Here is a 21,244-nt window from a genome sequence, read left to right on the forward strand (position 1 = left end):
GAGAAGTGTTTGTTCCTGGGAAATCATAGCATCTGATCCAGATCATTCCGCAATGATCGTGTTCAATGCGAGCCGTCAACGACCGTGGCGTTCTGCGGACGCAACCAGCTGGTCGTTGCAGGGGCGCAGGGTGCGCCACCCGGCCCGGCTGCGGGGTGGAGGCACGGAATGTCCGTTCAATCGAGCCAGGTCGCGATCACGTCAGGGGCAGGGTGGCGCACGGATTTCACCAGGAGCCTGGCTCCGGTCGGGCATAGTTGGGGGCATGTCTGGGACGACACCGCCCACGGGCAGGTGATCGTTTCCTCCTGGGTTGGGGATGGCTTCCGGCCCAGCGGGATCATGCAGGCCCCGGCCGGCACCGCCAGTGCCCAAGGCTATGGCTGCTACGAAGTGGAGGTGCAGTTCCATGCCGCCATCCCCGGCGGCTTCGTCTGTCTTTGGCCGGCCAGCAATGCCTGGCCGGGACCCGAACTCGATTTCGTGGAAGTGGGAGGGGACGGAACCGCCTACAGCACCGTGCACTGGAAAGGCGTGGATGGCGGCGACCGCACCGCCGTGCACAGGCTGGGCGGGGTCGATGTGACGCAGCGCCATGTCTACGAGCTGGACTGGCGGCAGGACCTGCTGGTGATGAAGGTGGACGGCCGGGAGATGTGGCGCAGCAGCGACCACGTGCCGGCCGACGCCGCCCATGGCGGGGAGAACGGCGCGCTCGGGGCGGGGGTGCAGCCGGCGGGATTCAGCTCGCTGCAGCACGGGGACAACTTCATCACGGTCTCCGGCATGAGGTACCAGCCGTGGGGGTGATCGACCCTACGGGCCGACGGTTGCTGTGCCGCGCAGCGCATTTGGGGTCAAGGGGCCTTGTGGCCCCTTGCAGGTCCAGGGCGGAGCCCTGGCCTTCCTACCTGTGCCGCCGCGTCGGATCCAGCACGGCGCGCAGCGATTCGCCGAGAGCATTGAAGGCAAGGGCGGTGAACAGGATGGCAAGGCCGGGTGCGTACATCTGCTCCGGAGCAATTTCCATGTAGGTGTAGGAGCGTGCCAGCATCTGTCCCCAGCTCGGCTGCGGTGGCTGCACGCCGAGGCCAAGGAAGCTCAGGCTGGCCTCGGACAGCAGGGCGGTGGCCAGCATCAGCGTGACCTGAACGATGCAGGGCTGGATGGCGTTGGGCAACACGTGCCGCAGCACCAGCCGCCAGGGCGCCATGCCGAAGCAGCGGGCGGCGTCCACGTACAGCTCGTCGCGAACGATGATTGTCTGCACCCGGATCAGCCGGGCGATGCCGGGCGAGAAGACGATGCCGACCGCGATCATGCTGTTGGTCAGGCCGATCCCCAGCGCGCCGGTGACGGCGATGGCCAGCACGATGCTGGGGAAGGACAGCAGGGCGTCGATGAAGCGGCTGGTCAGCGCATCGACCCAGCCGCCCAGCCAGCCGGCCAGGATGCCGACCGGCAGGCCGATCGCCGCGCCGACGCTGACCGCGAGGAAGCTGGCATAGAGCGTCATCGGCGCGCCGTAGATCAGCCGGCTGAACACGTCGCGGCCGAGATCGTCGGTGCCCAGCCAATGCGTGGCATCCGGCGGCATCAGCATGTCCAGGCTCTGCACCACCGGCGAATGCGGCGCTACCCAGGGCGCGAGCAGGGACAACGCGACGAGCAGCGCCAGGTAGAGCAGGGCGATGCTGGCGCGCAGGTCGTCGCGCAGCCAGCGGAGGACGCGGCGCAGCCCGGAGCGCCGGACCGGCGCGCGGGGCGAGGAAGTGACCATGGCGAGGCTCATCGGCGGTTCACCCGGGGATCGAGCAACGAATAGAGAAGATCGATCATCAGGTTCAGCCCGATGACGATCAGCACCAGCGCGAAGACGACGCCCTGCACTACCGGGAAGTCCTTGTTGGTGGCGGAGGCGACGACCAGCGAGCCGGTGCCGGGGATGGCGAAGACCGCCTCGATGGCGACGGTGGCGCCAAGGGCGCGGTTGAACACCAGCCCGATGACGGTGAGCAGGGTGAGCGAGACGTTCTTCAGCCCGTGCAGCCAGAGAATGCGGCCCCAGGAAAGGCCCTTGGCATGCAGCGTGCGCACGTATTGCGAGGACAGCACCTCGATCAGCGCGCTACGCAATTGGCGCGTGATCTCGGCGATGCCGCCGGCCGCCAGCGCCATCGCCGGCAAGGCGGCGTGGGCGAGGGCACGCATCGGATCCTCGGCGAGCGGGGCGGCGCCGGTGGTGGGAAACCAGCCGAAGTGGAGGGCGAACGTGCCCACCAGGAGCATGGCCAGCCAGAAATTCGGCACGGCGACGCCGAGCGAGGCGAGGCTGGTGACGCAGCGATCGAGCGGCCCATCCACCCGCGTTGCCGCCAGGATGCCGAGCGGCACCCCGATCAGCACCGCCAGCAGCAGCGCCAGCACGGTGATCAGCAGCGTGTTGGGCAGGCGCCGCAGCACTTCATCCGCCACAGGCTGGCCGGTGATCAGCGAGGTCGAGAGATCGCCCTGCAATGCATGGGCCAGCCAGACCGCGTATTGCTCCCAGAGCGGCCGGTCGAGGCCGAGCATGCGGCGGATGCTGTCGATGCGCTCGGCCGTCGCGTTCTCGCCGGCGATGACGGCGGCGGGATCGCCGGGCACCAACTGCAACAGGCCGAAGATGACAACGGTGGCGAGGATGATGACCGGCAGCACCTGCAGCAGGCGCGAGCCGATCAGCAGCAGGGATCGCCGGCTCATGCGGGGACCTCCACGGGATGCGGCCGCGCGCCTTCCGGCAAGGTTCCGGCGAAGTGGCAGGCGGCCCAGTGGCCGGGGCGCACCTCGCGCCAGGCCGGTTCCTCGGCCGTACAGCGCGCGGCGGCGTAGGCGCAGCGGGTGCGGAAGCGGCAGCCGGAGGGGGGCGAGACCGGGCTCGGCAACTCGCCTTGCAGCACCACGCGGTGTTGCCGGCGCAGATGCGAGGGCAGGGCGACCGGCTCGGACGAGAGCAGCGCTTCCGTGTAGGGATGCAGCGGGCGGGCCATCAGCGCCTCGGTCTCCGCCTGCTCCACCAGCCGGCCGAGATACATCACCGCGATGCGGTCGCTGACATGCGCGACCACGCCGAGATTATGCGTGATGAACAGATAGGTCAGGCCGAATTCGCGCTGCAGCCCGGCGAGCAGGTTCAGGATGTCGGCCTGAATCGAGACGTCGAGCGCCGCTACCGCCTCGTCGCAGACGATGACGGAGGGCTGCAGCGTCAGCGCGCGGGCAATGCAGACGCGCTGTTTCTGCCCGCCCGACAGCTCGTGCGGGTAGCGGTCGGCGAATTCGCTGCCGAGGCCGACACGCTCCAGCATGGCCAGCGCCCGCCCCTCCCGCTGCGCGCGTGGCAGTTCCCGCGCGACATCGAGCGGCTCCTGCACCGAGCGCAGGATGCTCATGCGCGGGTCGAGCGCCGCGTTCGGGTCCTGGAAGATGACCTGGTAGTCGCGCCGGTGGCGGCGCAGGGCACGCGGCGTCAGGGCAAAGGGATCGACGCCGCCATGCCGCACCCGGCCGGCGGCCGGGCGCTCCAGGCAGACCAGCGCCCGGCCCAGCGTCGTCTTGCCGGAACCGGATTCGCCGATGACGCCGAAGGTTTCGCCGGCCCGCACCACCAGGCTGACGCCGTCGACGGCGCGCAGCAGACGGCCACGGCCGAGGCGGAAATGCACGCCGAGATCGACAGCTTCGAGGATGGGGACGGTGCTCATGCGGCATGCTCCGCGGTCAGCACGCCAGGCAGGGCCAGTTCCTCGGCCCGGCAGCAGCGCGTCCGGCCGCCGGAGGAACCGGCGTCGCGCAGCGCCTGCGGCGTGAGGCAGGCCGGCCGCGCGTGCCCGCAGCGCGGGCGGAAACGGCAGCCATCCGGCATCTCCCCCTGCTGCGGCACACGCCCCGGAATGGCCGGCAGCGCCGCCTTGCGCCGGGTCAGCGCCGGCAGCGAACGGAGCAGGCCGGAGCTGTACGGGTGGCGTGGCCGCACCAGAATGTCGTCGACGCGGCCTTCCTCCACCACCTCCCCGGCATACATGGTCACCAGCCGCGAGCATGTCTGCGACACCAGGCCGAGGTCATGGGTGATGAACACCAGCGCCATGCCGAGCCGGGCACAGAGTTCGCCCAGCACGTCGACGATCTGCGCCTGCACGGTGACGTCGAGCGCGGTGGTCGGCTCGTCGGCAATCAGGATCTGCGGCTCGCAGACCAGGGCGATCGCGATCATGGCACGCTGGCGCATACCGCCGGAGAGCTGGTGCGGATAGGCGTCATAGCGCAGCGCCGGCTCCGGGATGCCGACGCGCGCCAGCGCCTCGATGGCGCGGTTGCGCGCCTCGGCCTGGCTGATCGCGTGATGCGAGCGCAGCGTTTCCGTGATCTGCTGGCCGATGGTGAAGACCGGATCGAGCGCGCTCATCGGCTCCTGGAAGATCATGCTGATGCGCCGGCCACGCAGCCGGCGCATCGCGCGTTCCGGCAGGCTGACCAGATCCTGCCCCTCCAGCAGGATCCGGCCTTCAAGCCGGGTGGAAGCCCGCGGCAGCAATCCCATGATGGCAAGCCCGGTCACGGTCTTGCCGCAACCGCTCTCGCCGACCAGGCCGACCATCTCGCCACGGCCGACGCTGAAGGAGGTGCGGTGCGTCACCTGGACGTCGCCGCGACCGGTGCGGAATTGGATGCTGAGGTCGCGCAGCTCCAGCAATGGCGTGTCCGGCATGGGCGGACACCTCAATGGCGGGGTGGGCGGCGGCGCACCGCGGTCTCATCGACATCGGTGCCCCAGCCCGGCCGGTCGGGCAGCACGAACGCGCCGTTCTCGATGACCGGAGGATGGGTGACGAACTCGCTCTTCCAGGGCACGTCGTCGATGTCCATTTCCAGGATGCGCAGGTTGGGCGTGGCGGCGGCGAAATGCGCGCTGATGTGGTCGGCGAGGTGGCCATAGAAGTTGTGCGGCGCGACGTTCACCTCGTAGGCATCCGCCATCGCCGCGATCTTCATGGATTCGAGGAAGCCGTTCCAGAGAACGTCGACGATGGCGACATCCATGGCATAGGCGTCGAGGAAGGGACGGTAGCCGCGGCGGGTGTAGAGGGATTCGCCGCTGGCGATCGGAAAGCCCGCCTCGCGCCGCAGCAGCGCCAGGGAGTCCGCGTCGTAGATGTCGAGTTCCAGCCAGGCGAGGTTGAAGGGTTCCACCGTGCGCACGAGCTGCAGATAGCCCTCGGTGCGGAAATGGAAATTGGCGTCGAGCATGATCTCGACATCCGGGCCGGCACCGGCGCGCATTGCCTCGAGCTGCCGCTGCAGCGATCGCATGACCGACGGCTGCGGGTTCAGCTCCGGGAAGCCGGGCATGGAGCCGAAGCCGGGACGGAAATTGCCGATGCTGCCATCGGGTTCCAGCATCATGATGTTAGTCTTGAGCGCGCGGAAGCCACGCTGGCGGACTTCCTCGGCGAGGCGTTGCAGCCCGTCATAGTCGCGCACCGGCGTCACGCCGCAGAATTCCGGGAAGCGCACGCGGTAGCTGCCGCAATGCGACCAGTAGACCGGCAGACGGTCGCGCAGCGCGCCGCCGAACAGCGCATGCACCGGAACCCCCAGGGCCTTGCCCTTGATGTCGAGCAGCGCGTTGCCGATCGCGGCCATGGCCTGCTGGTTGATGCCCGACCAGGCCGGCACGGCATGGGTGTAGAGCTGCGCCATGATCCATTCCAGCCGCATCGGATTCTGGCCGGGCAGTTTCTCGGCCATGGCCCGGATGGTCGCGGTCAGGCCGGCATTGCCGACATTCTCGCTGTACTCGGACCAGCCGACGATGCCGTCCGCTGTGGTGATCTTCAGGAAGGAGGTGGTCCGCCAGCCGGCATCGGCGTGCAGGTCTTCGACTTTGACGATTTTCATCTCGGGCTCGATGGTCGTGGAGAGGGCGGTGGCTCAGTCGGCCAGGAAGATCTCGTTGAACTTCGGCTTGCCGAGCAGGTTGGGCGTGTAGTTGCGCACCGATGGCGAGAAGGCTTCGATGCCCGGCACGAAGGCCAGCTCGCAGGACAGCGCGTGTTCCAGCGCGGCGCGTTCCAGCCGGGCGAAGGCCGCCTTGCGCGCGGCCGGGGCGGCGCTGGACTGCGAGTCCGCCTGGGCCTGCGCCATCTCCGGCGGCGGCGGCACCTTGCCGGCATTGTTGAAGCCGTCCGCACCATAGACCAGCACGAAAGGCTGGCTCGGATCGGGCCGGCCGGTCCACAGCGCCAGCAGCATGTCGCCCTCGCCGCGCACCATGAAGCGCTGGTACATGTCTGCCGAGGAGCCGACGGTCATGTGCGCGCGGATGCCGGCGCGGCGCAACTGCTCGATGATGATCTCGTGCCGCTGCTGCGAGGCCTGGTCGGAATAGCCGAAGAACTGGATGTCGACGCCGTCGGGATGGCCGGCTTCGCGCAGCAATGCGCGGGCACGGTCAGGGTCATGAGTGTAGAAATGATCGAACGACGGGTCATGCGCCCAGTAGCCCGGCGGCAGCATGGTCTGCGCCGGCACGCCGAGGCCGAGCAGCGCCGCCTTGTTGAAGCCGTCGCGGTCGATTGCGTAATTGATCGCCTGGCGCACCCGCCGGTCGTTCAGCGGGGCATGGCCGTAATTGAACAGCAGGTGATAGTCGGCGATGGTCGGGGTGCTGCTGATCCGCACGCGCTTGCCCATGCGGTCAGCCACCAGCTTCTGCTGCGGGTTCAGGCGGTAGGCGAAATGGGTCTCGCCGGCGATCACCGACCGCAGCCCGGTGTTGAGGTCGGTGATGATGCGGTAGGTGATGCCGTCGAGATAGGGCAGGCCCTTGTTCCAGTAATCCTCGTTGCGCACCAGCTCGACGATGTCGTTGTCGTTCCAGCGGACGAAGCGGAACGGGCCGGTGCCGACCGGGGCGCGGTCATATTGCCGGCCGCGTTCCTGCATCGCCTTGGGCGAGGACATCATGCCGGCGCGGTCGGCGAGGATCAGCGGCAGGGCGGTGTCGGGGCGGCTGAGCAGCAGGACGACGCGGTGCGCGTCCAGCACCTCGATCGCTTGCAGCGAGGCGAGGTCGCCGCGCACGGCGGAGCGGTCGTCACCACGGGCACGGTCGAGATTGACCTTGACTGCGGCGGCATCGAAGGGGGTGCCGTCATGGAAGCGCACCCCCTGGCGCAGCGTCAGCACCAGCCGGCGCGGATCGAGAAACTCCCAGGCGGTGGCGAGACCCGGGCGCGCTTCCAGGGTCTCCGGCACGAAATCCACCAGCGTGTCGAAGATCGGGTAGAGCAGCATGTGGTCGGAGCCGGTGCCACCGGTCACCGGGTCCAGCGTGGACGGGTTGAAGGGGGCGGCTACTTTCAGGATGCCACCGCGCCGCGGCGCGGCTGTCTGCGCCCCTGCCACCGCCGGCAGCAGCGGCAGGGTCCCGAGGCTGGCCAGAGCTTGCAGCGCCTGGCGTCGTTGCATGGGAATCCTCCTTGTTCTTGCGACCCGCCGCGCTCAGGCGGCGAGCCAGATGTCGTTGAACCTGGGCTTGCCGGGCAGGTTGGGCGCGTCGTTGCGCCCTGTCGGCATGGGAGCCGACGGTCATGTGCGCGCGGAGGCCGCGGCAGCGGAGTTGCTTGATGGCGATCTCGTCGCGTTGCTGCTGCACCGCACTGGGCGAGGACATCATGCGCGACGCGGTGTTTCGGGTCGTGTGGGCGAAGCCGTGGCCAGGGTCAGCCTGGCGGTTGCCAGAATCAGGCGGCGGTTGATGGCGATGCCGCGGCCAGTCGGCCAGGATTCCAGGTTGCTCGGCACCTGAACGTTCCCTGTCTTGTTGATGGCCGGTCCGTCTTTGCGGGCGGCAGGTCGCCTTTGTGGCGCCTTCAAATTCGATATTATATATGATAGCGAATGGCAAGCGACAAAGTTCCGGGCTATGTCCGGTTTCCGGATATCCGGCGGGTGCGTGCAGGGGAGGGGAAAGTGACGGAGTCCACGGCGGCGAACGGGGTGGTGGGCACCATGTCCACACGGATCGAGCAGGCCATCCGTCGCGATATCCTGAGCGGCGCCATCCGGCCCGGCGAGAGGCTGCGCGTGGCCGAGCTGAGCGCGCGCTACGGCGTCAGCCACATCCCGGTGCGCGACGCGCTGCGCCAGCTCGAGGGCGACCGGCTGGTCATCATCGAATCACACAAGGGCGCCGTGCTGCGCGGCGTCAGCCGCAAATTCGTCACCGACATGCACGACACCCGCGCCGCCATCGAGACCCTGCTGGTGCGCAACGCCACGCTGAAGGCGACGGAGGCGGAGCTGGACACGCTGGAGCAACTGGCCCTTGCCTATGAGACCGCGGCCGCGGTGCAGGCGATGGAGCGCATGGTCGAGGCCAATCTGCGTTTCCACCGCTGCATCGCCCGCATCGCCGACAATCCGGAAGCGGCGGATATCCTCGACCGCGGCTGGGAGCTGGTGATCGGCATCCGCAACCGCTTCGGCTTCGGAGAGAACCGCGTCGCCGACATCATTCGGCAGCATCGGGCCATGGTGCAGGCCATCCGTGCCCGCGACCCGGTGCTGGCAGTGCAGATGGCGCAGGAGCACTGCGATTCCGCCAGGGACGACCTGCTCGCGCGTATGGAGCGCGAGGAGGCGGCCCGCTGATGGTGCCGTGCCGCTTGTGGCGGATTTGCAACATGTTTGAATTTCTAACAAGGCCTGCTGGACTGCCACGGAAATCCGTGGCATAAAGGGCAAAATCGCAACGTAGCGCGCCCGGCAGTCATCACTGGCTGCCGGGCGTTTTCATGTCCGGCCATCTGCCGGACGACCTGATGCAGCCGGGTCCGAGCCATGACCGAACGACGCCATGCCGCGCAACCCCGGGGCGACGCTTCGCCGCCGGCCGAGGCGGTGCCGGAAACGCCTGCCGGCTTCGATCCGCTGGACGGGTTCGCCGACGAACTGGCGCGGCTGCGCGCGGGAGAGGGCGCAGCCGCACCCTGGATGGCCTATGACGCGGCCGTGGCCGCGCTGATCTGCGAGCGGATCGCCGAAGGGGCCAGCCTGCGCCGGATCTGCGCGGTCGCGGGCGCGCCGAGTGCCACCCTGGTGCGGCGGTGGCTGGCCGAGACCCCGGAGTTCCGGCGCCGCTATGCCCGCGCCCGCGAGGACCAGGCGGATACGCTGGCCGACGAGATCCTCGACGAGGCGCGCGGCGTCCGTCCCGACAACGCCCAGGCCAAGCGGCTGCTGCTGGACGCGCTGAAATGGCGCGCCGGACGGCTCAAGCCGAAGCTGTACGGCGATCGGGTGGACATCGGCTCGGCCGAGGACATGGACCCGGACAGCCTGACCGATGCACAACTCCTTGCCATCGCCACGGGACGCCGCGGAGACGCTGCTGGCCCGGAGAGAGACACGACGCAGCCTTGAAGCCTGGTGCCGCCATGCGCTTGCCGCCATCGGACACGTTCCGGCCGCGCATCATCTGTTGCTGATCCACGAACTGGAATTGCTGTTCCGCAGCCCTGGAGGCCGGCTGATGGTGTTCATGCCGCCGGGCTCGGGCAAGAGTTTCTATGCCTCCAGGCTGTTCACGCCGTGGATGTTCGCCCAGGCGGAGCGGCTCGCCGTCATTGGCGCCTCCAATACCTCGTTGCTGGCCGAGGCGTTCTCGATCGAGGTGCAGGGCTATCTGCGCGCGCATGCGAACTGCCTCGGCGTGGGGGCGGCGACGCATCCGGCGGCGCGATGGCGGACGACGAATGGCGGGCAGTACCTCGCCGCCGGGGTGGGCAGCGCCATCACCGGCTTTCGCGCCGATGTCATCGTGATCGACGATCCGGTGACCTCGCGCGAGGAGGCCGACAGTGCGACGCTGCGCGAGAAGGCATGGCAATGGTGGCTGAACGACGTGCGCACGCGGTTGCGTCCGGGCGGGCGGGTCGCGCTGGTGATGACGCGCTGGCACGAGGACGACCTCGCCGGGCGGCTGCTGCTGCACCAGCCCGATGACTGGCGCGTGGTGCGGCTGCCGGCGCTGGCCGAGGCCGACGACCCGCTGGGCCGCGTGCCGGGGGCGCCGCTCTGGGGCGATGATGGCTACGGCTATGCCGCTGAACTGAAGCGGGTACGGGCCGAGTACGAGGCGTCGGGCGACATGCGCGCCTGGTGGGCGCTGTACCAGCAGGAGCCGCGGGCGCCGGAGGGGATGCTGTTCAAGGTCGAGCGGTTGCAATTGCTGGACATGGTGCCGGAGGGAGCACGGGTCGTGCGTGCCTGGGATCTGGCGGCGACCGCCGAAGGCGCGGGGCGGGATCCCGACTGGACGGTCGGGGTGAAGCTGGCGCGACTCGGCGATGGCCGCTTTGCGGTGCTGGATGTGGTGCGTGGGCGGGGCGGCCCCGACGCGGTGGAGGCGGCGATCCTCGGCACGGCCGGGCAGGACGGGCAAGGCGTCACCGTCGGCCTGCCGCAGGACCCAGGGCAGGCCGGCAAGTGGGCGGCGCAATACCTGGTACGCCGGCTGGCCGGCTTCAGTGTCGCGGTGACGCCGGAGACGGGGGGGAAGGAAACCCGGGCTGGCCCGCTGGCGGCGCAGGTGAACGCCGGTAACGTGGTGCTGCAGCGGGCGGCGTGGAACCGGCCCTTGATGGAGGAGCTGCGCGACTTTCCCTCCGGCCGCCACGACGATCAGGTGGATGCGTTGTCGCGGGCCTTCGGGATGCTGCTAACGGCCCCCGCGCCGGCAACGGTGCGGCCGTTTCGGCTATAGAAAAGCCGCGCAGCGAGAGTGGGGTGCAGGGGCCTTGTGGCCCCTGCCGGGTCCAGGGCAGAGCCCTGGCCTTGCGCTTTACTTGCCGGCGAGGGCCGCCTTCCAGTCGTGAAACACGTCGAGTTCGACGCTGTCCGGGTACCAAAGGTATCCGGGCGCGTGCCCGCGCTGATCGGTGACGCCGTATTGCCAGATGAATTCCTTGGTCTGGCGGTCGATGACCAGCACGCGCTCGCGGTGGTCGTCGTTGACCAGGATATCGCCGGTGGGCAGTTCGACCGCGAGCGAGGGATGGTCGAGCATCTTCTCGCCTTCCTCGGTCACCCGGTATTCCCAGACGATCTTTTTGGTGGCCGGGTTGAAGATCACGATGCCGCCCGGCTTGACGAAGTCGGCGACGATGATGTTGCCGTCGCTGGCGGCGCGGGCGTCCGAGGGATAGCGCAGATGCGGTCCGCGGACGCTCCAGACGACATGGCCGTCGGGGGCGAGGCGGGTAATCCAGGCATCGGTGATCTCGGTGACCAGCAGGTCGCCGTTTTCGTAATAATTGATGTCGTTCGGGTAGACGAAGGTGTTCGGCGGGTCGTGCCGGCAGACGCCGGGCTTGCCCCATTGCGTCAGGGTCTTCGAGGTTTTCGGATCGATGAACAGCAGGCGGCAGTTGCGGATATCGGCGACGACCATGCGGCCGTCCGGCAGCAGGCGGGCGTCGTCGGGGTAGTTCAGCAGGCCCTCGCCGGTGCCGCGGGTATCCGGCACGCCGTAGCTCCAGGTCAGGCGGCGGGTTTCGTAGTCGATGAAGTGGATGTCGTAGTTGTCCTCTTCATTGACCACCAGCGTCTTGCCATCCGTGGAGAAATTCACGTCGTCGTTACCGCGGTAGATCTTCAGCAACGGCGAGGGGAACTCCCAGACAATGCGCTTGTCGGGCGTGACTTCCAGCAGCCGGTTGTTGCGCCGGTCGGCGATGATGATCGGCCAGGGCAGCGGCTTGCCCCAGGAGGGCACCGGATTCGCGCGCGTGCCGGTCACCGGCGGCGGCGGCGGCAGTTCCACGCCGCTGGAGACGATGCCGGCGCCGGTCATTTCCTCGGTCACCTGGACCGGGCGCGCCTTCGGCTTCGCCGGCTGGTCGGCGGCGGGCTTGTCGGGCGCGGCCTTGGGCGGCTCGGCGGCGCTGGCGCCGAGGCTGACCGCGAGGCAGGTGGCGGCCAGCAGGGCCAGGCGCCAGGGCAGGGTGCGAGCAAGGCGGGACGACATCACCGATCTCCTTGACGCCGCGGTCGTACGCGGCTTCGAGCCGTCCCATAACGAGGCGCAGGGGGCGCGTGCAACGCCTTCCGCGCGGGGCCGCCGCGCGTCCGTTGCAGTTCCATGACAAGACCGCCCGCCCGGGTTGCTTGCGTACTGGCAAGGAAATACCGCGCCGGCGGCGATGATCGCATGTGAGGACGCATGAGCTCAGCTCCTGACCCGGGTCCGGCTTCCGATGTCCGCATGCCCTCCGCCCAGGTCGCGGAAATGGCGGCGGACTGGGGGCTGGTCGACACCCTGCTGGGCGGCACCCGCGCGATGCGGCGGGCCGGACGGCGCTATCTGCCGCAATGGCCGGCCGAGGACGACGCCAGCTACCAGGCGCGGCTGGCCAGCGCGACGCTGTTCCCGGCCTATGCCCGCACCGTTTCCGTGCTGGCCGGCAAGCCCTTCGGCAAGCCGCTGACCATCGGCGAGGACGTGCCGCAGCGGCTGCGACCCTGGCTGGAGGACGTCGACCTGCAGGGACGCAACCTGCACAGCTTTGCCGCCGAGATCTGCGTCAACGCGCTCTCGCACGGCCTGTGCGGCATCCTGGTGGATTGCCCGCCGAATCGCGGGGCGCGCAGCGTGGCGGAGGAACGGGCGGCCGGGATCCGGCCCTACATGGTGCATGTCCGCCCTGGCAGCATCCTGGGCTGGCGCACCCGGGCACATGGCGCGGCGACGCAGCTTGCCCAGTTGCGGCTGCTGGAATGCGTGGAGGAGGAGGATGGGCCGTTCACCGCGCGCGAAGTGGAGCAGGTGCGGGTGCTGGAGCCCGGGCGCTGGGCGGTGTACCGCCGGCAGGTGGTGGACGGCGCCGAAGCCTGGCGGATCCACGAAGAGGGCACGACCACCCTGCCGGTGATCCCCTTCGTGCCGGTCTACGGGCGGCGGCGCGGGTTCATGCTCGGCGCGCCGCCGATGCTGGAACTGGCGCACGCCAATGTCGAGCACTGGCAGAACAAGTCCGACCAGCAGACCATCCTGCACGTTGCTCGAGTGCCGCTGTTGTTTGCGCGCGGGTTGGGGGATGCGCAGATCACCGTCGGGGCGAATTCACTGATCCAGACCGGGTCGGAAACCGCCGAACTGCGCTATGTCGAGCATTCGGGCGCGGCAATCGAGGCCGGGCGGCGCTCGCTGCTGGATCTCGAGGACCGGATGCGGCAGACCGGCGCCGAATTGCTGGTGATCAGGCCAGGCAACACCACCGAGGCACAGACCATCGCCGATAACGAGCAGGGCATGTGCGACCTGCAGCGCATCATGCAGGCGGTGGAGGACAGCCTCGATACCGCCCTGGCCCTGATGGCGCGGTGGGTGGGCGAGAAAGATGGCGGGCACGTCAGCATCTATCGCGACTTCGGCGCGGCGACACTGGCGGAGGCGAGCGCCAGCCTGCTGTTCCAGATGCAGTCCGCCGGCGCGCTGAGCCACCAGACGCTGCTGGGGGAACTGAAGCGCCGCGGCATCCTCTCGCCCGATATCGAGGTCGCGACGGAAATCGCACGGGCACAGGCGCAGGCACGATAACCGGCCGCATGGCCGTGAAAGCAATCCATGAAGCTGAAACTGGACGATGCCGGGCACGTGGTCGTGTCCGACGGCAGGCCGGTCTTCCTGGCCGAGGACGGCAAGGAAGTCGCCTTCGATTACGCGGCGACGCTCGCGACCATCTCGCGGCTGAACGGCGAGGCACGCGGGCTGAAGGAACGCGCCGAGGCGGCCGAGACGCGGCTGCGGCACTTCGACGGCATTGAGGACGCCGACACGGCACGCCGGGCGCTGCAGACGCTGCGCAACCTCGATGCCAAGAAGCTGATCGACGCCGGCGAGGCGGAGCGGGTGCGGGCCGAGGCGGTCAAGGCCGTCGAAGCCGCCTACCGGCCGGTGGTCGGCGAGCGCGACACGCTGCGCGCGGCGCTGGTGGACGAGAAGATCGGCGGCGCCTTCGGCCGCTCCCGCTTCATCGCCGAGCGGCTGGCGATCCCGGCCGACCTCGCGCGCGCCGCCTTCGGCACGGCTTTCGCGCTGGAAGAGGGGCGGATCGTCGCCACCGACCGCAGCGGCAACCGGATCTTCTCGCGCGCCCGGCCGGGCGAGCCGGCGGATTTCGACGAGGCGCTGGAAACGCTGGTGGACGCGTATCCGCATCGCGACAGCATCCTCAAGGGAAGCGGCGCGTCCGGGGGAGGGGCCGCCGCCGCCGGTCCTTCCGCGTCCGGACGGCACAGCATGACCCGCGCACAGTTCGACGCATTGGCCCCGGCCGCAAAGATCGCGGCGGCACGGGACTGCACGATCGTCGACTGATGCCGTTGGCGGGGCGTTGCCCCGCGCCCCACCAGGAGGCTTTGCCTCCTGGACCTCCACCAAGGGCGAAGCCCTTGGAACCCGATATTTTCCCTGCTGCTTGGAGGCAGACTTGGCCAATACCCTGACCAACCTGATCCCGACCATCTACGAGGCACTCGACGTCGTCTCGCGCGAAATGGTCGGGTTCATCCCCGCCGTCACCCGCAACGTCTCGGCCGAGCGCGCCGCGCTCAACCAGTCGATCCTGGTGCCGGTGACGCAGGCGCAGGCAGCGGCGGACAACACGCCGGCGGTGATGCCGCCGAATACCGGCGACCAGACCATCGGATCGGTCGCCATGACCATCAGCCGGTCCAAGCACGTGCCGATCCGCTGGAACGGCGAGGAACAACTCGGCCTCGCTTCGAGCGGGATGTTCCGCACGGTGCTCGGGCAACAGTTCCAGCAGGCGTTCCGCACCCTGGTCAACCTGATCGAGGCCGACCTGTTCACCGCCGCCTACCAGGGCGCCTCGCGTGCCTGGGGCAACGCCGGCACCGCCCCCTTCGCCACCGCCTCCGATCTTTCCGATCTTGCACAACTGCGCAAGGTCCTCGACGACAACGGTGCGCCGCAGACCGACCTGCAGCTCGTGCTCGGCTCGGCCGCGGTCGCCAACCTGCGCGGGCGGCAGTCGCTGCTGCTGAAGGTCAGCGAGGCCGGATCCGCCGCGCTGCTGCGCCACGGCGCGATCACCGAACTGCCGCTCGAGGGCTTCGAACTGCACAACTCCAACGCCATCCAACTGGTGGCGAAGGGCACCGGCTCGGGCTACGTCACCTCCGGCGCGACCGCCCCGGGCGTGGGCAGCATCGCGCTGGCCAGTGGCACCGGCACGGTGAATGCCGGCGACATCGTGACCTTCGCCGCCGACACCGTGAACAAATACGTGGTCAATGCCGGCATCGCCGCCCCCGGCACGATCGGCATCGGCGCCCCGGGCGCGCTGGTCACCATTCCGACCGGCAATGCGGTGACGGTGGGGGCGAACTACACGCCGAACGTGGCTTTCTCGCGCTCGGCGGTGCAACTGATCACCCGCATGCCGGCGCGGCCGGAAAACGGCGACATGGCCGAGGATGTGATGACAGTGCAGGACCCGGTCTCGGGACTTGCCTTCGAGGTCAGCGAATACCGGCAGTTCCGGCAGACCAGCTACCATGTCGCGATCGCCTGGGGGGTGGCGAACCTCAAGCCGAACCACACCGCCATCCTGATCGGGTGAGCCATGGCCGCTTGTGAGGGCGGCAGCAGGCGCGGCAGGCGGAAGGCACCACCGGCGGAGGCGGCTTCGTCCGGCCTCCGTCCGGAGGAGGCCGGGCCGGAGCGGGCACCCGATCCGCCGACCGGCCTGGTGGAGGTGGCGAAGGCAGGTGGGCGGCTGCTGGTGCATCCGGCGACGCTGCACGCCCATCTCGCCGCCGGATGGAGGCAGGTGCGATGACGCTGACCGCACAACAGCTCGCCGATGTCCGCCACTACATGGGCTATTCGGTGGCCGGTGACGCGGCCTCGCGGCCGTGGGGGGAGCCGGCTTATTCGGGTGCCTCCGGCATGGGGATGTCGCTTGAATACCGGCTCGCGCACCTTTCCGCCGAGGAGGAGGCGCGGCTCGCCGGCTTCTTCCTGGCCAGCCTCGCGGCGCGCGAGCGCGACATCCAGGATGCGGCCGCGACACTGGACACCGCGGCGGCGGCGGCATGGAACCGCAACCCGAACGAGATCGCCGAGCGGCGCGCCCTGTTCACGGCTCTGCGGCTGGATCTGTGCCGGTTCCTCGGCTTTCCGCCCGGATCGGGTCTGGCGACGGGCAACAGGCTGGTCCGGGGATAGGCCATGTCCGAATCCACAAACGCGTGAAGGGGCATCGGATGCCGACATTGACGCTGCCGAAGGCAGGGATCGTGTTGTCCGGGGAGAGGTCGCCGCTGTGCTGGCCGGACAAGGCCCCGGGAACGATCGATGACCACACGCTGGATCTGTCGGCCTGGATCGGGGGGACAAGTGTCGCCGCGGCGCGGGTCGCGGTGACGGTGAAGCCGACCTCGCTGGCGCTGATGTCGCTGTCCCTGACATCGGATTCGGTGACGCTGCGCCTGGGCGGCGGCGAGGCCAATTCCGACCAGACGCTGGTGTGGACCATTCTCGCCGGCGACGGGCGGCGGCTTGACGTGGCAACGCCGCTGCACGTGGACGCCACCCCCGCGGCGGCGCCCGTCACGGTGCCGTCGCGGCCGGCGGTGACATGCCTGCCGCAATCGCTCGGCTGCGCGCCCCCCGGCGCGCTGTTCGCCAACGGCACCTACATCGCCGTCGCTCCGACGGCCTCGGGGTCCGTCTACATCGACGGCACCATGATCGCGGTCGCGCTGGGCCTGGCCAGCGGCGACGAACTGCCGACCAGCCCCGACGGGCTGGCCCCCGGCGCGTTCTGGCGCAACGGCTCCTACATCAATGTGGTGCCGCAACCTGCCGTGGAGTCCAATCTTCCGACCAGCCCCGACGGGCTGGCCTCTGGTTCTCTCTGGCTGAATGGGAATCTGATATGCGTCGCCTGATCCTGGCCGTTCCTCTCGCCCTGCTGCCGGCCGCCGCCGGCGCGGGCGAGATCACCACCAGTCTCGACCAGTTGACGATCCACGGTGCCAACAGCACGGGCGAGGTGCCGAACCTCACGGTGGACGGCACCTCGCTGCGCACCACGACGGAGCGCGCGGCGACAGCGGCGCCGGCCGCGGCGCTGTCGGCCGAACAGGCGCGGGCACAGGCGGCCGAGGCGGCTGCGGTGCAGCGGGCGGCGAATCTCGGCGACTTGGCCGATACTGCGGCGGCGCGGGCCAATCTCGGCCTGGGCGGCGCGGCGCGGCTGAACGTCGGCACCAGCGCCGGCACCGTCGCGGCCGGTGATGATTCCCGCATCACCGGGGCGGCCACGGCCTCGGCCCTCGCCAGCGAAAAGACGCGGGCGCAGGCGGCCGAGACGGCGGCATCCAACGCGGCGGCGGCGGCGCAGGCGAAGGCGAATGCCGCGCTGCCGGCGACGGGCGGAACGCTCACTGGCACCATCTCGGGCGGGGCGCTGTCGGGGACCGACGCAGGTGCCGCCGCGGTGACGGCGACCGGCGCGACGGCGGCACGGACAATGGCCGCGCGTGCGGCGGATGTCGTCAACGTCAAGGATTTCGGCGCCAGGTGCGATGGAAGCACCGATGACGCAGCGGCGATCCAGTCCGCAATCATGGCACTGCGGGCACGAACCTACAGCAACGCCGGAATCGGCGTTTCCGCCCGGTTGGTCTTTCCGGGCGGAGCTTGCGTGGTGCGCTCGACGCTCGACCTGACGAACCTGTCGACGTTCGGCACGCTGATCGACGGCGCCGGCACCACGCTGTTCGGCGCCACTGCCGGGGCGCCCGTGATCAACGCACTCGGCATGCAGAACGTTACCGTCCGTGATCTGTCGGTTTACGGCAGTTCGCTCAGCACGCCGACAATCGGCATCCAGATCGGCCTGTCTGGCAACGGGAAGCCCGCCGACAGCAACCGATTCGACAACATCCACGTCACCGGCAGCTTTTCTCTGGCGGCGTTCTATAATTATTCATCAGAGGTGACCAGCTTCGCGCATGTATATTTCCACAACACGTATGCTGGGAACAATTGTTACGCATTCATCGAGGATGGCACGAACCACTTCGGCGTCTCGCCGTCGATGCCGGCCGATGGAGTGAACAGTTTTAACGAAAATCTCGTTGAGAACAGTTGGGTATCAGCGTCGGGCGGGTGCACGCCGCTGTGGATTTCCGGGTCGGGACGGCATCGCTGGATCAGCAGCTACATCTCCAACTTCTCGGGCAGTGGGTACGGCGCCGTGCTGTGGACCGGCGGCACCGGCAACAGACAACTTGACATGGATGTCCATTTCGAAACATCCCCGAGCGACACTTTCCTGATTTCGGGGCCGGATCCGACGCCGACCCTGATCGGGTTCCGTTACCGCGATCACATCAACCAGGCGACGAACAGCATCTTCAAGCTGGATACCAACATTACTTCGGCATCTCTGGTTGGCGGCTCGCTCGAAATCGGCCAGTTCCTGAATCCAGGCGTGGTGGTGTTCGCCGATTCTGCGCGGTGGAGCAGCAACCAGGATGTGTATCTGCCCGGCAGCAACTACTGGAACCTGTCGAAGAACTTCAACGGCACCCTGCGCATCGGCGGAACGACGTATTTTTCCGGCACGTTGTCGAACGCGTCGCTGCCGTCGCCGCTGGTCGCGAGCCAGATCATATCGACAGGTTCGGTGACCGGTGTGACGGTGCAGAGCAGCAACAAGGGGGGCTACAAGCTGTCGCCGCCCTCGGTGACCATCGCGCCTCCGCCTGACGGCGGATCCCAGGCCACAGCCTACGTATCGAAAGTATCGATATATGGAGCCACGCCGACCATCGTGTCCGGCGGTTCCGGCTATACCGGAGCCGACATCACGCTGGCTTCACCGAACTGCACGACACAACCTGCATTTCACGTTGTGCAAAGCGGCGGCGTTGTCACCCAGTTGACGGGCTCCGGTACCGGATTATGCAGCCCTGCGGTCATGCAGGAAACCGCGACACCCACCACAGGCGGGGGCGGCACGGGATTGGTCGTCAACCTGACATCGGTGTTGTGGGGCGTGAACGGCGTGACGGTGGGAGGCGCTGGCGGCGGCTATTCTGTTCCCCCGGCCGTCACCTTCTCCGCAGGGGCTCCCACTGCGGTCGGAACGGCGACGCTCGGCGCCAGCTTCACGGCGGCGAGTTCGGCCGGGCAGGTGCTGTTGAACAGCAACGGAACCGTACTGGGAGTCGCCGGCAGTTCCGGAGCGCCAGTACTTTCGGTCGGTGCCTTGATCGACAACAGCGGCGTGCGACAGTCTCTTGGTTCCAGCTACACCGTTCCCGCCAACACGTCGCTGGTCCGCTTCACCCAGAGCAGCACTGTCGCTGCTTCCACTGTGACGCTGCCCGCGCCGCTGGCGGATGGTCAGAGCATTCAGTTCGTGAACTACGCCGGAGCGATCACCGCCCTGACCTTCTCACCCGCGGTCAACGGCTGGACGAACGGCACCACACTTGCGGCCTATACCGGCCTGCGCATCCGCTGGGATGCGACGGCGGGGAGCTGGTATCGCGAGTAACAGGCCCCCGGCCCGGGCCACGTAGCCGCGTCGGGCGCACAACCTGGATATAAGGCGATGGATGGCAACAAGCTGGCGGCGCGGCTGGCGCATGGTGCCGCGCGTGGCGCCGCCGTGATCGGACGCAACCACGCGCTGTTTCGCCCGGCCGACCCGCTCGACCCGCTGGACGCCCCGATCGGGGTGCTGCCGGCGGCGTTCAGGCCCAAGGGTAGCCGGTTCGGCACGCCGAACAGCCCGCAGGACCCGTGGTTCGACGGCGTCATGGATCTCGCGCTGGTTCGGCCGGGCGATTACCTGGCTGGCCCGGCCGGGACCTACTTCATCTGGCAGATGGTGCCGCTCGGGGGCGCGCTGTGCGTGCGTTGCAACGACGTGCTGAGCCTGAAACGGCCGGCTCAGGTCGCGGCCGCCGGGCCGGATGCCTATGGCGGCAATACCGCGTCCGGGGAGACGCTGCTGATGGCGGGCTGGCCCGCCGCGATGCTGCGCGGGGCGCGTGGCGGCGGCGGGCGCGTCGACCTGCCGGGCAATGACTCGCTCGGGGCCTGGGCGGTGCTGTTGCCACCCTGGCCGGGCGTCACCCTGCGCTCCGCCGATGTGATCCTGCGCGCGGGCGGGGGGCGCGCGGTGGTGACCTCGGCGGAACGGACCGATGGCTGGCGGCTGCTGGCAACGGAGGCCACGAGCTGATGGCGTCATTGATGGAGGTCGAGACCGCCCTGGCCGGGCTGGTGGCCGCCGCCTGCGCGCTGGCCGCAGACCCGGTGGTGCGGTGCTTCCCGGGCTTTCCCGCGGCGGCCGGGCTGGATGCGGACCTGCGTGCCGGCATCGTCAATGTCGGCGTCAAGGCCCGCGAGGGCGTCGGCCGCGCCGTGCCGGTGTCGCTGGCCGGGGAGCAGGTGCTGCGCCTTGGCGAGCCGACGCTGACGGCGGTGGTGGAGGAACGCCGCGTCACCTTCGGCGGCAGTGTCACGCCGGGCTGGCCAGTGCTGCTGATCCTGGACGGCGTGGTCCATGCGTACGCACCGGTGGCGGCGGATACGCCGGAGTCGGTGGCGGCGGCGCTGGCGCGACTGGTGGCGGAGGTCTGTCCCGGGGTCGCGGCGGCAGGATGCGTGCTGGACCTGCCCGGCACCGGCGTGCTCGCGGTGCGCTGCGTCGGTGCCGGCACCCTGGCCTTGCCGCTGCTGCGGCAACTGCAGGGCTTCTGCGCCACGATCTACGCACCGACGCCGGCACTGCGCGACCGGGTGGGATTGGTGGCGCGGCTGGCGCTGGCCCGCTCGCCGCGCCTGGCACTGCCGGACGGCACCACCGGCCTGCTGCGGGTGGGCGGCGAGGCGGACACCGACCGGGGCCAGGCGGCGCTCGCCTATGAGCGCCGCCTCCTGGTGCAGGTGGAATACGACAGCGTGGAGATCCGCCAGGCCTGGCGGATCGGCGCCATCGGCGGCGTGCTCACCGCACCGGGCGGCTCGGTGCGCTGGGGCTGCACCGGCGCCGCCAGCGCGGTGCTGACCGATGCGGCCGGCGCGGTGCTGGTGGACGCGGGTGGCGACCTGGTGGGCACGCCATGAGCGATGGGCGGACAG

General features: G+C 69.1%; 21 protein-coding genes. 14 read left to right on the forward strand and 7 right to left on the reverse strand.

What is annotated here, in order from left to right:
• Positions 1 to 168 precede the first annotated feature (168 nt).
• Positions 169 to 810, forward strand: coding sequence for a family 16 glycosylhydrolase (locus NBY65_RS20920; protein WP_150039562.1), 642 nt, complete (start codon positions 169 to 171; stop codon positions 808 to 810).
• 97 nt (positions 811 to 907) lie between these two features.
• Here NBY65_RS20920 and NBY65_RS20925 read toward each other — a convergent pair whose 3' ends face one another.
• From NBY65_RS20925 to NBY65_RS20950, 6 genes are read right to left on the reverse strand one after another with little or no spacing between them, the layout of a single operon-like run.
• Positions 908 to 1,792 carry an ABC transporter permease gene (locus NBY65_RS20925; protein ID WP_150039563.1) on the reverse strand — a complete coding sequence of 295 codons (885 nt, stop codon included), beginning with the start codon at positions 1,790 to 1,792 and terminating at the stop codon, positions 908 to 910.
• Complete coding sequence (locus NBY65_RS20930) at positions 1,789 to 2,745, reverse strand: ABC transporter permease (RefSeq protein WP_150039564.1); 957 nt, start codon at positions 2,743 to 2,745, stop codon at positions 1,789 to 1,791. Before NBY65_RS20930 ends, NBY65_RS20925 begins: the two co-directional genes overlap by 4 nt.
• Positions 2,742 to 3,746 carry an ABC transporter ATP-binding protein gene (locus NBY65_RS20935; protein ID WP_150039565.1) on the reverse strand — a complete coding sequence of 335 codons (1,005 nt, stop codon included), beginning with the start codon at positions 3,744 to 3,746 and terminating at the stop codon, positions 2,742 to 2,744. The genes NBY65_RS20930 and NBY65_RS20935 overlap by 4 nt, the downstream gene beginning before the upstream one ends.
• Positions 3,743 to 4,753, reverse strand: a complete 1,011-nt coding sequence (locus tag NBY65_RS20940; protein ID WP_150039566.1) for an ABC transporter ATP-binding protein — start codon at positions 4,751 to 4,753, stop codon at positions 3,743 to 3,745. Before NBY65_RS20940 ends, NBY65_RS20935 begins: the two co-directional genes overlap by 4 nt.
• Before the next feature lie 11 nt (positions 4,754 to 4,764).
• Complete coding sequence (locus tag NBY65_RS20945) at positions 4,765 to 5,943, reverse strand: mandelate racemase/muconate lactonizing enzyme family protein (RefSeq protein WP_150039567.1); 1,179 nt, start codon at positions 5,941 to 5,943, stop codon at positions 4,765 to 4,767.
• Positions 5,944 to 5,976: 33 nt separating this feature from the next.
• Positions 5,977 to 7,515: an ABC transporter substrate-binding protein gene (locus NBY65_RS20950; protein WP_150039568.1), complete on the reverse strand. Its 1,539-nt coding sequence runs from the start codon at positions 7,513 to 7,515 to the stop codon at positions 5,977 to 5,979.
• 49 nt (positions 7,516 to 7,564) lie between these two features.
• Between NBY65_RS20950 and NBY65_RS20955 the strand changes: the two genes are divergently transcribed.
• The 4 genes from NBY65_RS20955 (at position 7,565) to terL (ending at position 10,813) form a co-directional block, all read left to right on the forward strand.
• Positions 7,565 to 7,855 carry a hypothetical protein gene (locus tag NBY65_RS20955; RefSeq protein WP_150039569.1) on the forward strand — a complete coding sequence of 97 codons (291 nt, stop codon included), beginning with the start codon at positions 7,565 to 7,567 and terminating at the stop codon, positions 7,853 to 7,855.
• A gap of 164 nt (positions 7,856 to 8,019) precedes the next feature.
• Entirely contained in the window at positions 8,020 to 8,700 is a 681-nt protein-coding gene (locus NBY65_RS20960; RefSeq protein WP_162530440.1) for a GntR family transcriptional regulator, read from the forward strand.
• A gap of 189 nt (positions 8,701 to 8,889) precedes the next feature.
• Positions 8,890 to 9,471: a terminase small subunit-like protein gene (locus tag NBY65_RS20965; protein ID WP_203330392.1), complete on the forward strand. Its 582-nt coding sequence runs from the start codon at positions 8,890 to 8,892 to the stop codon at positions 9,469 to 9,471.
• A complete protein-coding gene (gene terL, locus NBY65_RS20970; protein ID WP_150039571.1) occupies positions 9,395 to 10,813 on the forward strand; it encodes a phage terminase large subunit in 1,419 nt (472 codons plus the stop codon). Before NBY65_RS20965 ends, terL begins: the two co-directional genes overlap by 77 nt.
• 78 nt (positions 10,814 to 10,891) lie before the next feature.
• Here the strand turns inward: terL and NBY65_RS20975 are convergent, their stop codons facing one another.
• Positions 10,892 to 12,076, reverse strand: coding sequence for an outer membrane protein assembly factor BamB family protein (locus NBY65_RS20975; RefSeq protein WP_150039572.1), 1,185 nt, complete (start codon positions 12,074 to 12,076; stop codon positions 10,892 to 10,894).
• 195 nt (positions 12,077 to 12,271) lie between these two features.
• Here NBY65_RS20975 and NBY65_RS20980 point away from each other — a divergent pair, with 195 nt between their 5' ends.
• The 9 genes from NBY65_RS20980 to NBY65_RS21020 all read left to right on the forward strand — a co-directional run bounded on the left by NBY65_RS20980 (position 12,272) and on the right by NBY65_RS21020 (position 21,229).
• Positions 12,272 to 13,648, forward strand: coding sequence for a DUF4055 domain-containing protein (locus tag NBY65_RS20980; protein WP_203330393.1), 1,377 nt, complete (start codon positions 12,272 to 12,274; stop codon positions 13,646 to 13,648).
• Between the two features lie 27 nt (positions 13,649 to 13,675).
• Positions 13,676 to 14,428 (forward strand): DUF6651 domain-containing protein, encoded by a 753-nt coding sequence (locus tag NBY65_RS20985; RefSeq protein ID WP_150039573.1) that lies wholly within the window; start codon positions 13,676 to 13,678, stop codon positions 14,426 to 14,428.
• Positions 14,429 to 14,540: 112 nt separating this feature from the next.
• Complete coding sequence (locus tag NBY65_RS20990; RefSeq protein WP_150039574.1) at positions 14,541 to 15,695, forward strand: P22 phage major capsid protein family protein; 1,155 nt, start codon at positions 14,541 to 14,543, stop codon at positions 15,693 to 15,695.
• 3 nt (positions 15,696 to 15,698) lie between these two features.
• A complete protein-coding gene (locus tag NBY65_RS20995) occupies positions 15,699 to 15,914 on the forward strand; it encodes a hypothetical protein (RefSeq protein WP_150039575.1) in 216 nt (71 codons plus the stop codon).
• A complete protein-coding gene (locus tag NBY65_RS21000) occupies positions 15,911 to 16,303 on the forward strand; it encodes a hypothetical protein (protein ID WP_150039576.1) in 393 nt (130 codons plus the stop codon). The genes NBY65_RS20995 and NBY65_RS21000 overlap by 4 nt, the downstream gene beginning before the upstream one ends.
• Positions 16,304 to 16,341: 38 nt before the next feature.
• Entirely contained in the window at positions 16,342 to 17,028 is a 687-nt protein-coding gene (locus NBY65_RS21005; protein ID WP_150039577.1) for a phage fiber-tail adaptor protein, read from the forward strand.
• On the forward strand, positions 17,016 to 19,649 hold the full coding sequence (locus NBY65_RS21010; RefSeq protein ID WP_150039578.1) for a glycosyl hydrolase family 28-related protein: 2,634 nt from the start codon (positions 17,016 to 17,018) through the stop codon (positions 19,647 to 19,649). The genes NBY65_RS21005 and NBY65_RS21010 overlap by 13 nt, the downstream gene beginning before the upstream one ends.
• A 57-nt stretch (positions 19,650 to 19,706) precedes the next feature.
• The gene (locus tag NBY65_RS21015) at positions 19,707 to 20,342 is read left to right on the forward strand and encodes a hypothetical protein (protein WP_150039579.1); all 636 of its coding nucleotides are present in this window, start codon (positions 19,707 to 19,709) and stop codon (positions 20,340 to 20,342) included.
• The gene (locus NBY65_RS21020) at positions 20,342 to 21,229 is read left to right on the forward strand and encodes a hypothetical protein (protein ID WP_150039580.1); all 888 of its coding nucleotides are present in this window, start codon (positions 20,342 to 20,344) and stop codon (positions 21,227 to 21,229) included. Before NBY65_RS21015 ends, NBY65_RS21020 begins: the two co-directional genes overlap by 1 nt.
• Positions 21,230 to 21,244: the final 15 nt, after the last annotated feature.

The sequence above is a fragment of the Rhodovastum atsumiense genome (genome assembly GCF_937425535.1).
In the GTDB taxonomy this organism is placed as follows: Bacteria; Pseudomonadota; Alphaproteobacteria; order Acetobacterales; family Acetobacteraceae; genus Rhodovastum; species Rhodovastum atsumiense.

Bases quoted from the DNA above. Each gene is read 5' to 3' on its own strand.
- NBY65_RS20920 (WP_150039562.1), top strand. From the start codon at position 169: ATGTCCGTTCAATCGAGCCAGGTCGCGATCACGTCAGGGGCAGGGTGG.
- NBY65_RS20925 (WP_150039563.1), bottom strand. From the start codon at position 1,792: ATGAGCCTCGCCATGGTCACTTCCTCGCCCCGCGCGCCGGTCCGGCGC.
- NBY65_RS20930 (WP_150039564.1), bottom strand. From the start codon at position 2,745: ATGAGCCGGCGATCCCTGCTGCTGATCGGCTCGCGCCTGCTGCAGGTG.
- NBY65_RS20935 (WP_150039565.1), bottom strand. From the start codon at position 3,746: ATGAGCACCGTCCCCATCCTCGAAGCTGTCGATCTCGGCGTGCATTTC.
- NBY65_RS20940 (WP_150039566.1), bottom strand. From the start codon at position 4,753: ATGCCGGACACGCCATTGCTGGAGCTGCGCGACCTCAGCATCCAATTC.
- NBY65_RS20945 (WP_150039567.1), bottom strand. From the start codon at position 5,943: ATGAAAATCGTCAAAGTCGAAGACCTGCACGCCGATGCCGGCTGGCGG.
- NBY65_RS20950 (WP_150039568.1), bottom strand. From the start codon at position 7,515: ATGCAACGACGCCAGGCGCTGCAAGCTCTGGCCAGCCTCGGGACCCTG.
- NBY65_RS20955 (WP_150039569.1), top strand. From the start codon at position 7,565: ATGTCGTTGAACCTGGGCTTGCCGGGCAGGTTGGGCGCGTCGTTGCGC.
- NBY65_RS20965 (WP_203330392.1), top strand. From the start codon at position 8,890: ATGACCGAACGACGCCATGCCGCGCAACCCCGGGGCGACGCTTCGCCG.
- terL (WP_150039571.1), top strand. From the start codon at position 9,395: ATGCACAACTCCTTGCCATCGCCACGGGACGCCGCGGAGACGCTGCTG.
- NBY65_RS20975 (WP_150039572.1), bottom strand. From the start codon at position 12,076: ATGTCGTCCCGCCTTGCTCGCACCCTGCCCTGGCGCCTGGCCCTGCTG.
- NBY65_RS20980 (WP_203330393.1), top strand. From the start codon at position 12,272: ATGAGCTCAGCTCCTGACCCGGGTCCGGCTTCCGATGTCCGCATGCCC.
- NBY65_RS20985 (WP_150039573.1), top strand. From the start codon at position 13,676: ATGAAGCTGAAACTGGACGATGCCGGGCACGTGGTCGTGTCCGACGGC.
- NBY65_RS20995 (WP_150039575.1), top strand. From the start codon at position 15,699: ATGGCCGCTTGTGAGGGCGGCAGCAGGCGCGGCAGGCGGAAGGCACCA.
- NBY65_RS21000 (WP_150039576.1), top strand. From the start codon at position 15,911: ATGACGCTGACCGCACAACAGCTCGCCGATGTCCGCCACTACATGGGC.
- NBY65_RS21005 (WP_150039577.1), top strand. From the start codon at position 16,342: ATGCCGACATTGACGCTGCCGAAGGCAGGGATCGTGTTGTCCGGGGAG.
- NBY65_RS21010 (WP_150039578.1), top strand. From the start codon at position 17,016: ATGCGTCGCCTGATCCTGGCCGTTCCTCTCGCCCTGCTGCCGGCCGCC.
- NBY65_RS21015 (WP_150039579.1), top strand. From the start codon at position 19,707: ATGGATGGCAACAAGCTGGCGGCGCGGCTGGCGCATGGTGCCGCGCGT.
- NBY65_RS21020 (WP_150039580.1), top strand. From the start codon at position 20,342: ATGGCGTCATTGATGGAGGTCGAGACCGCCCTGGCCGGGCTGGTGGCC.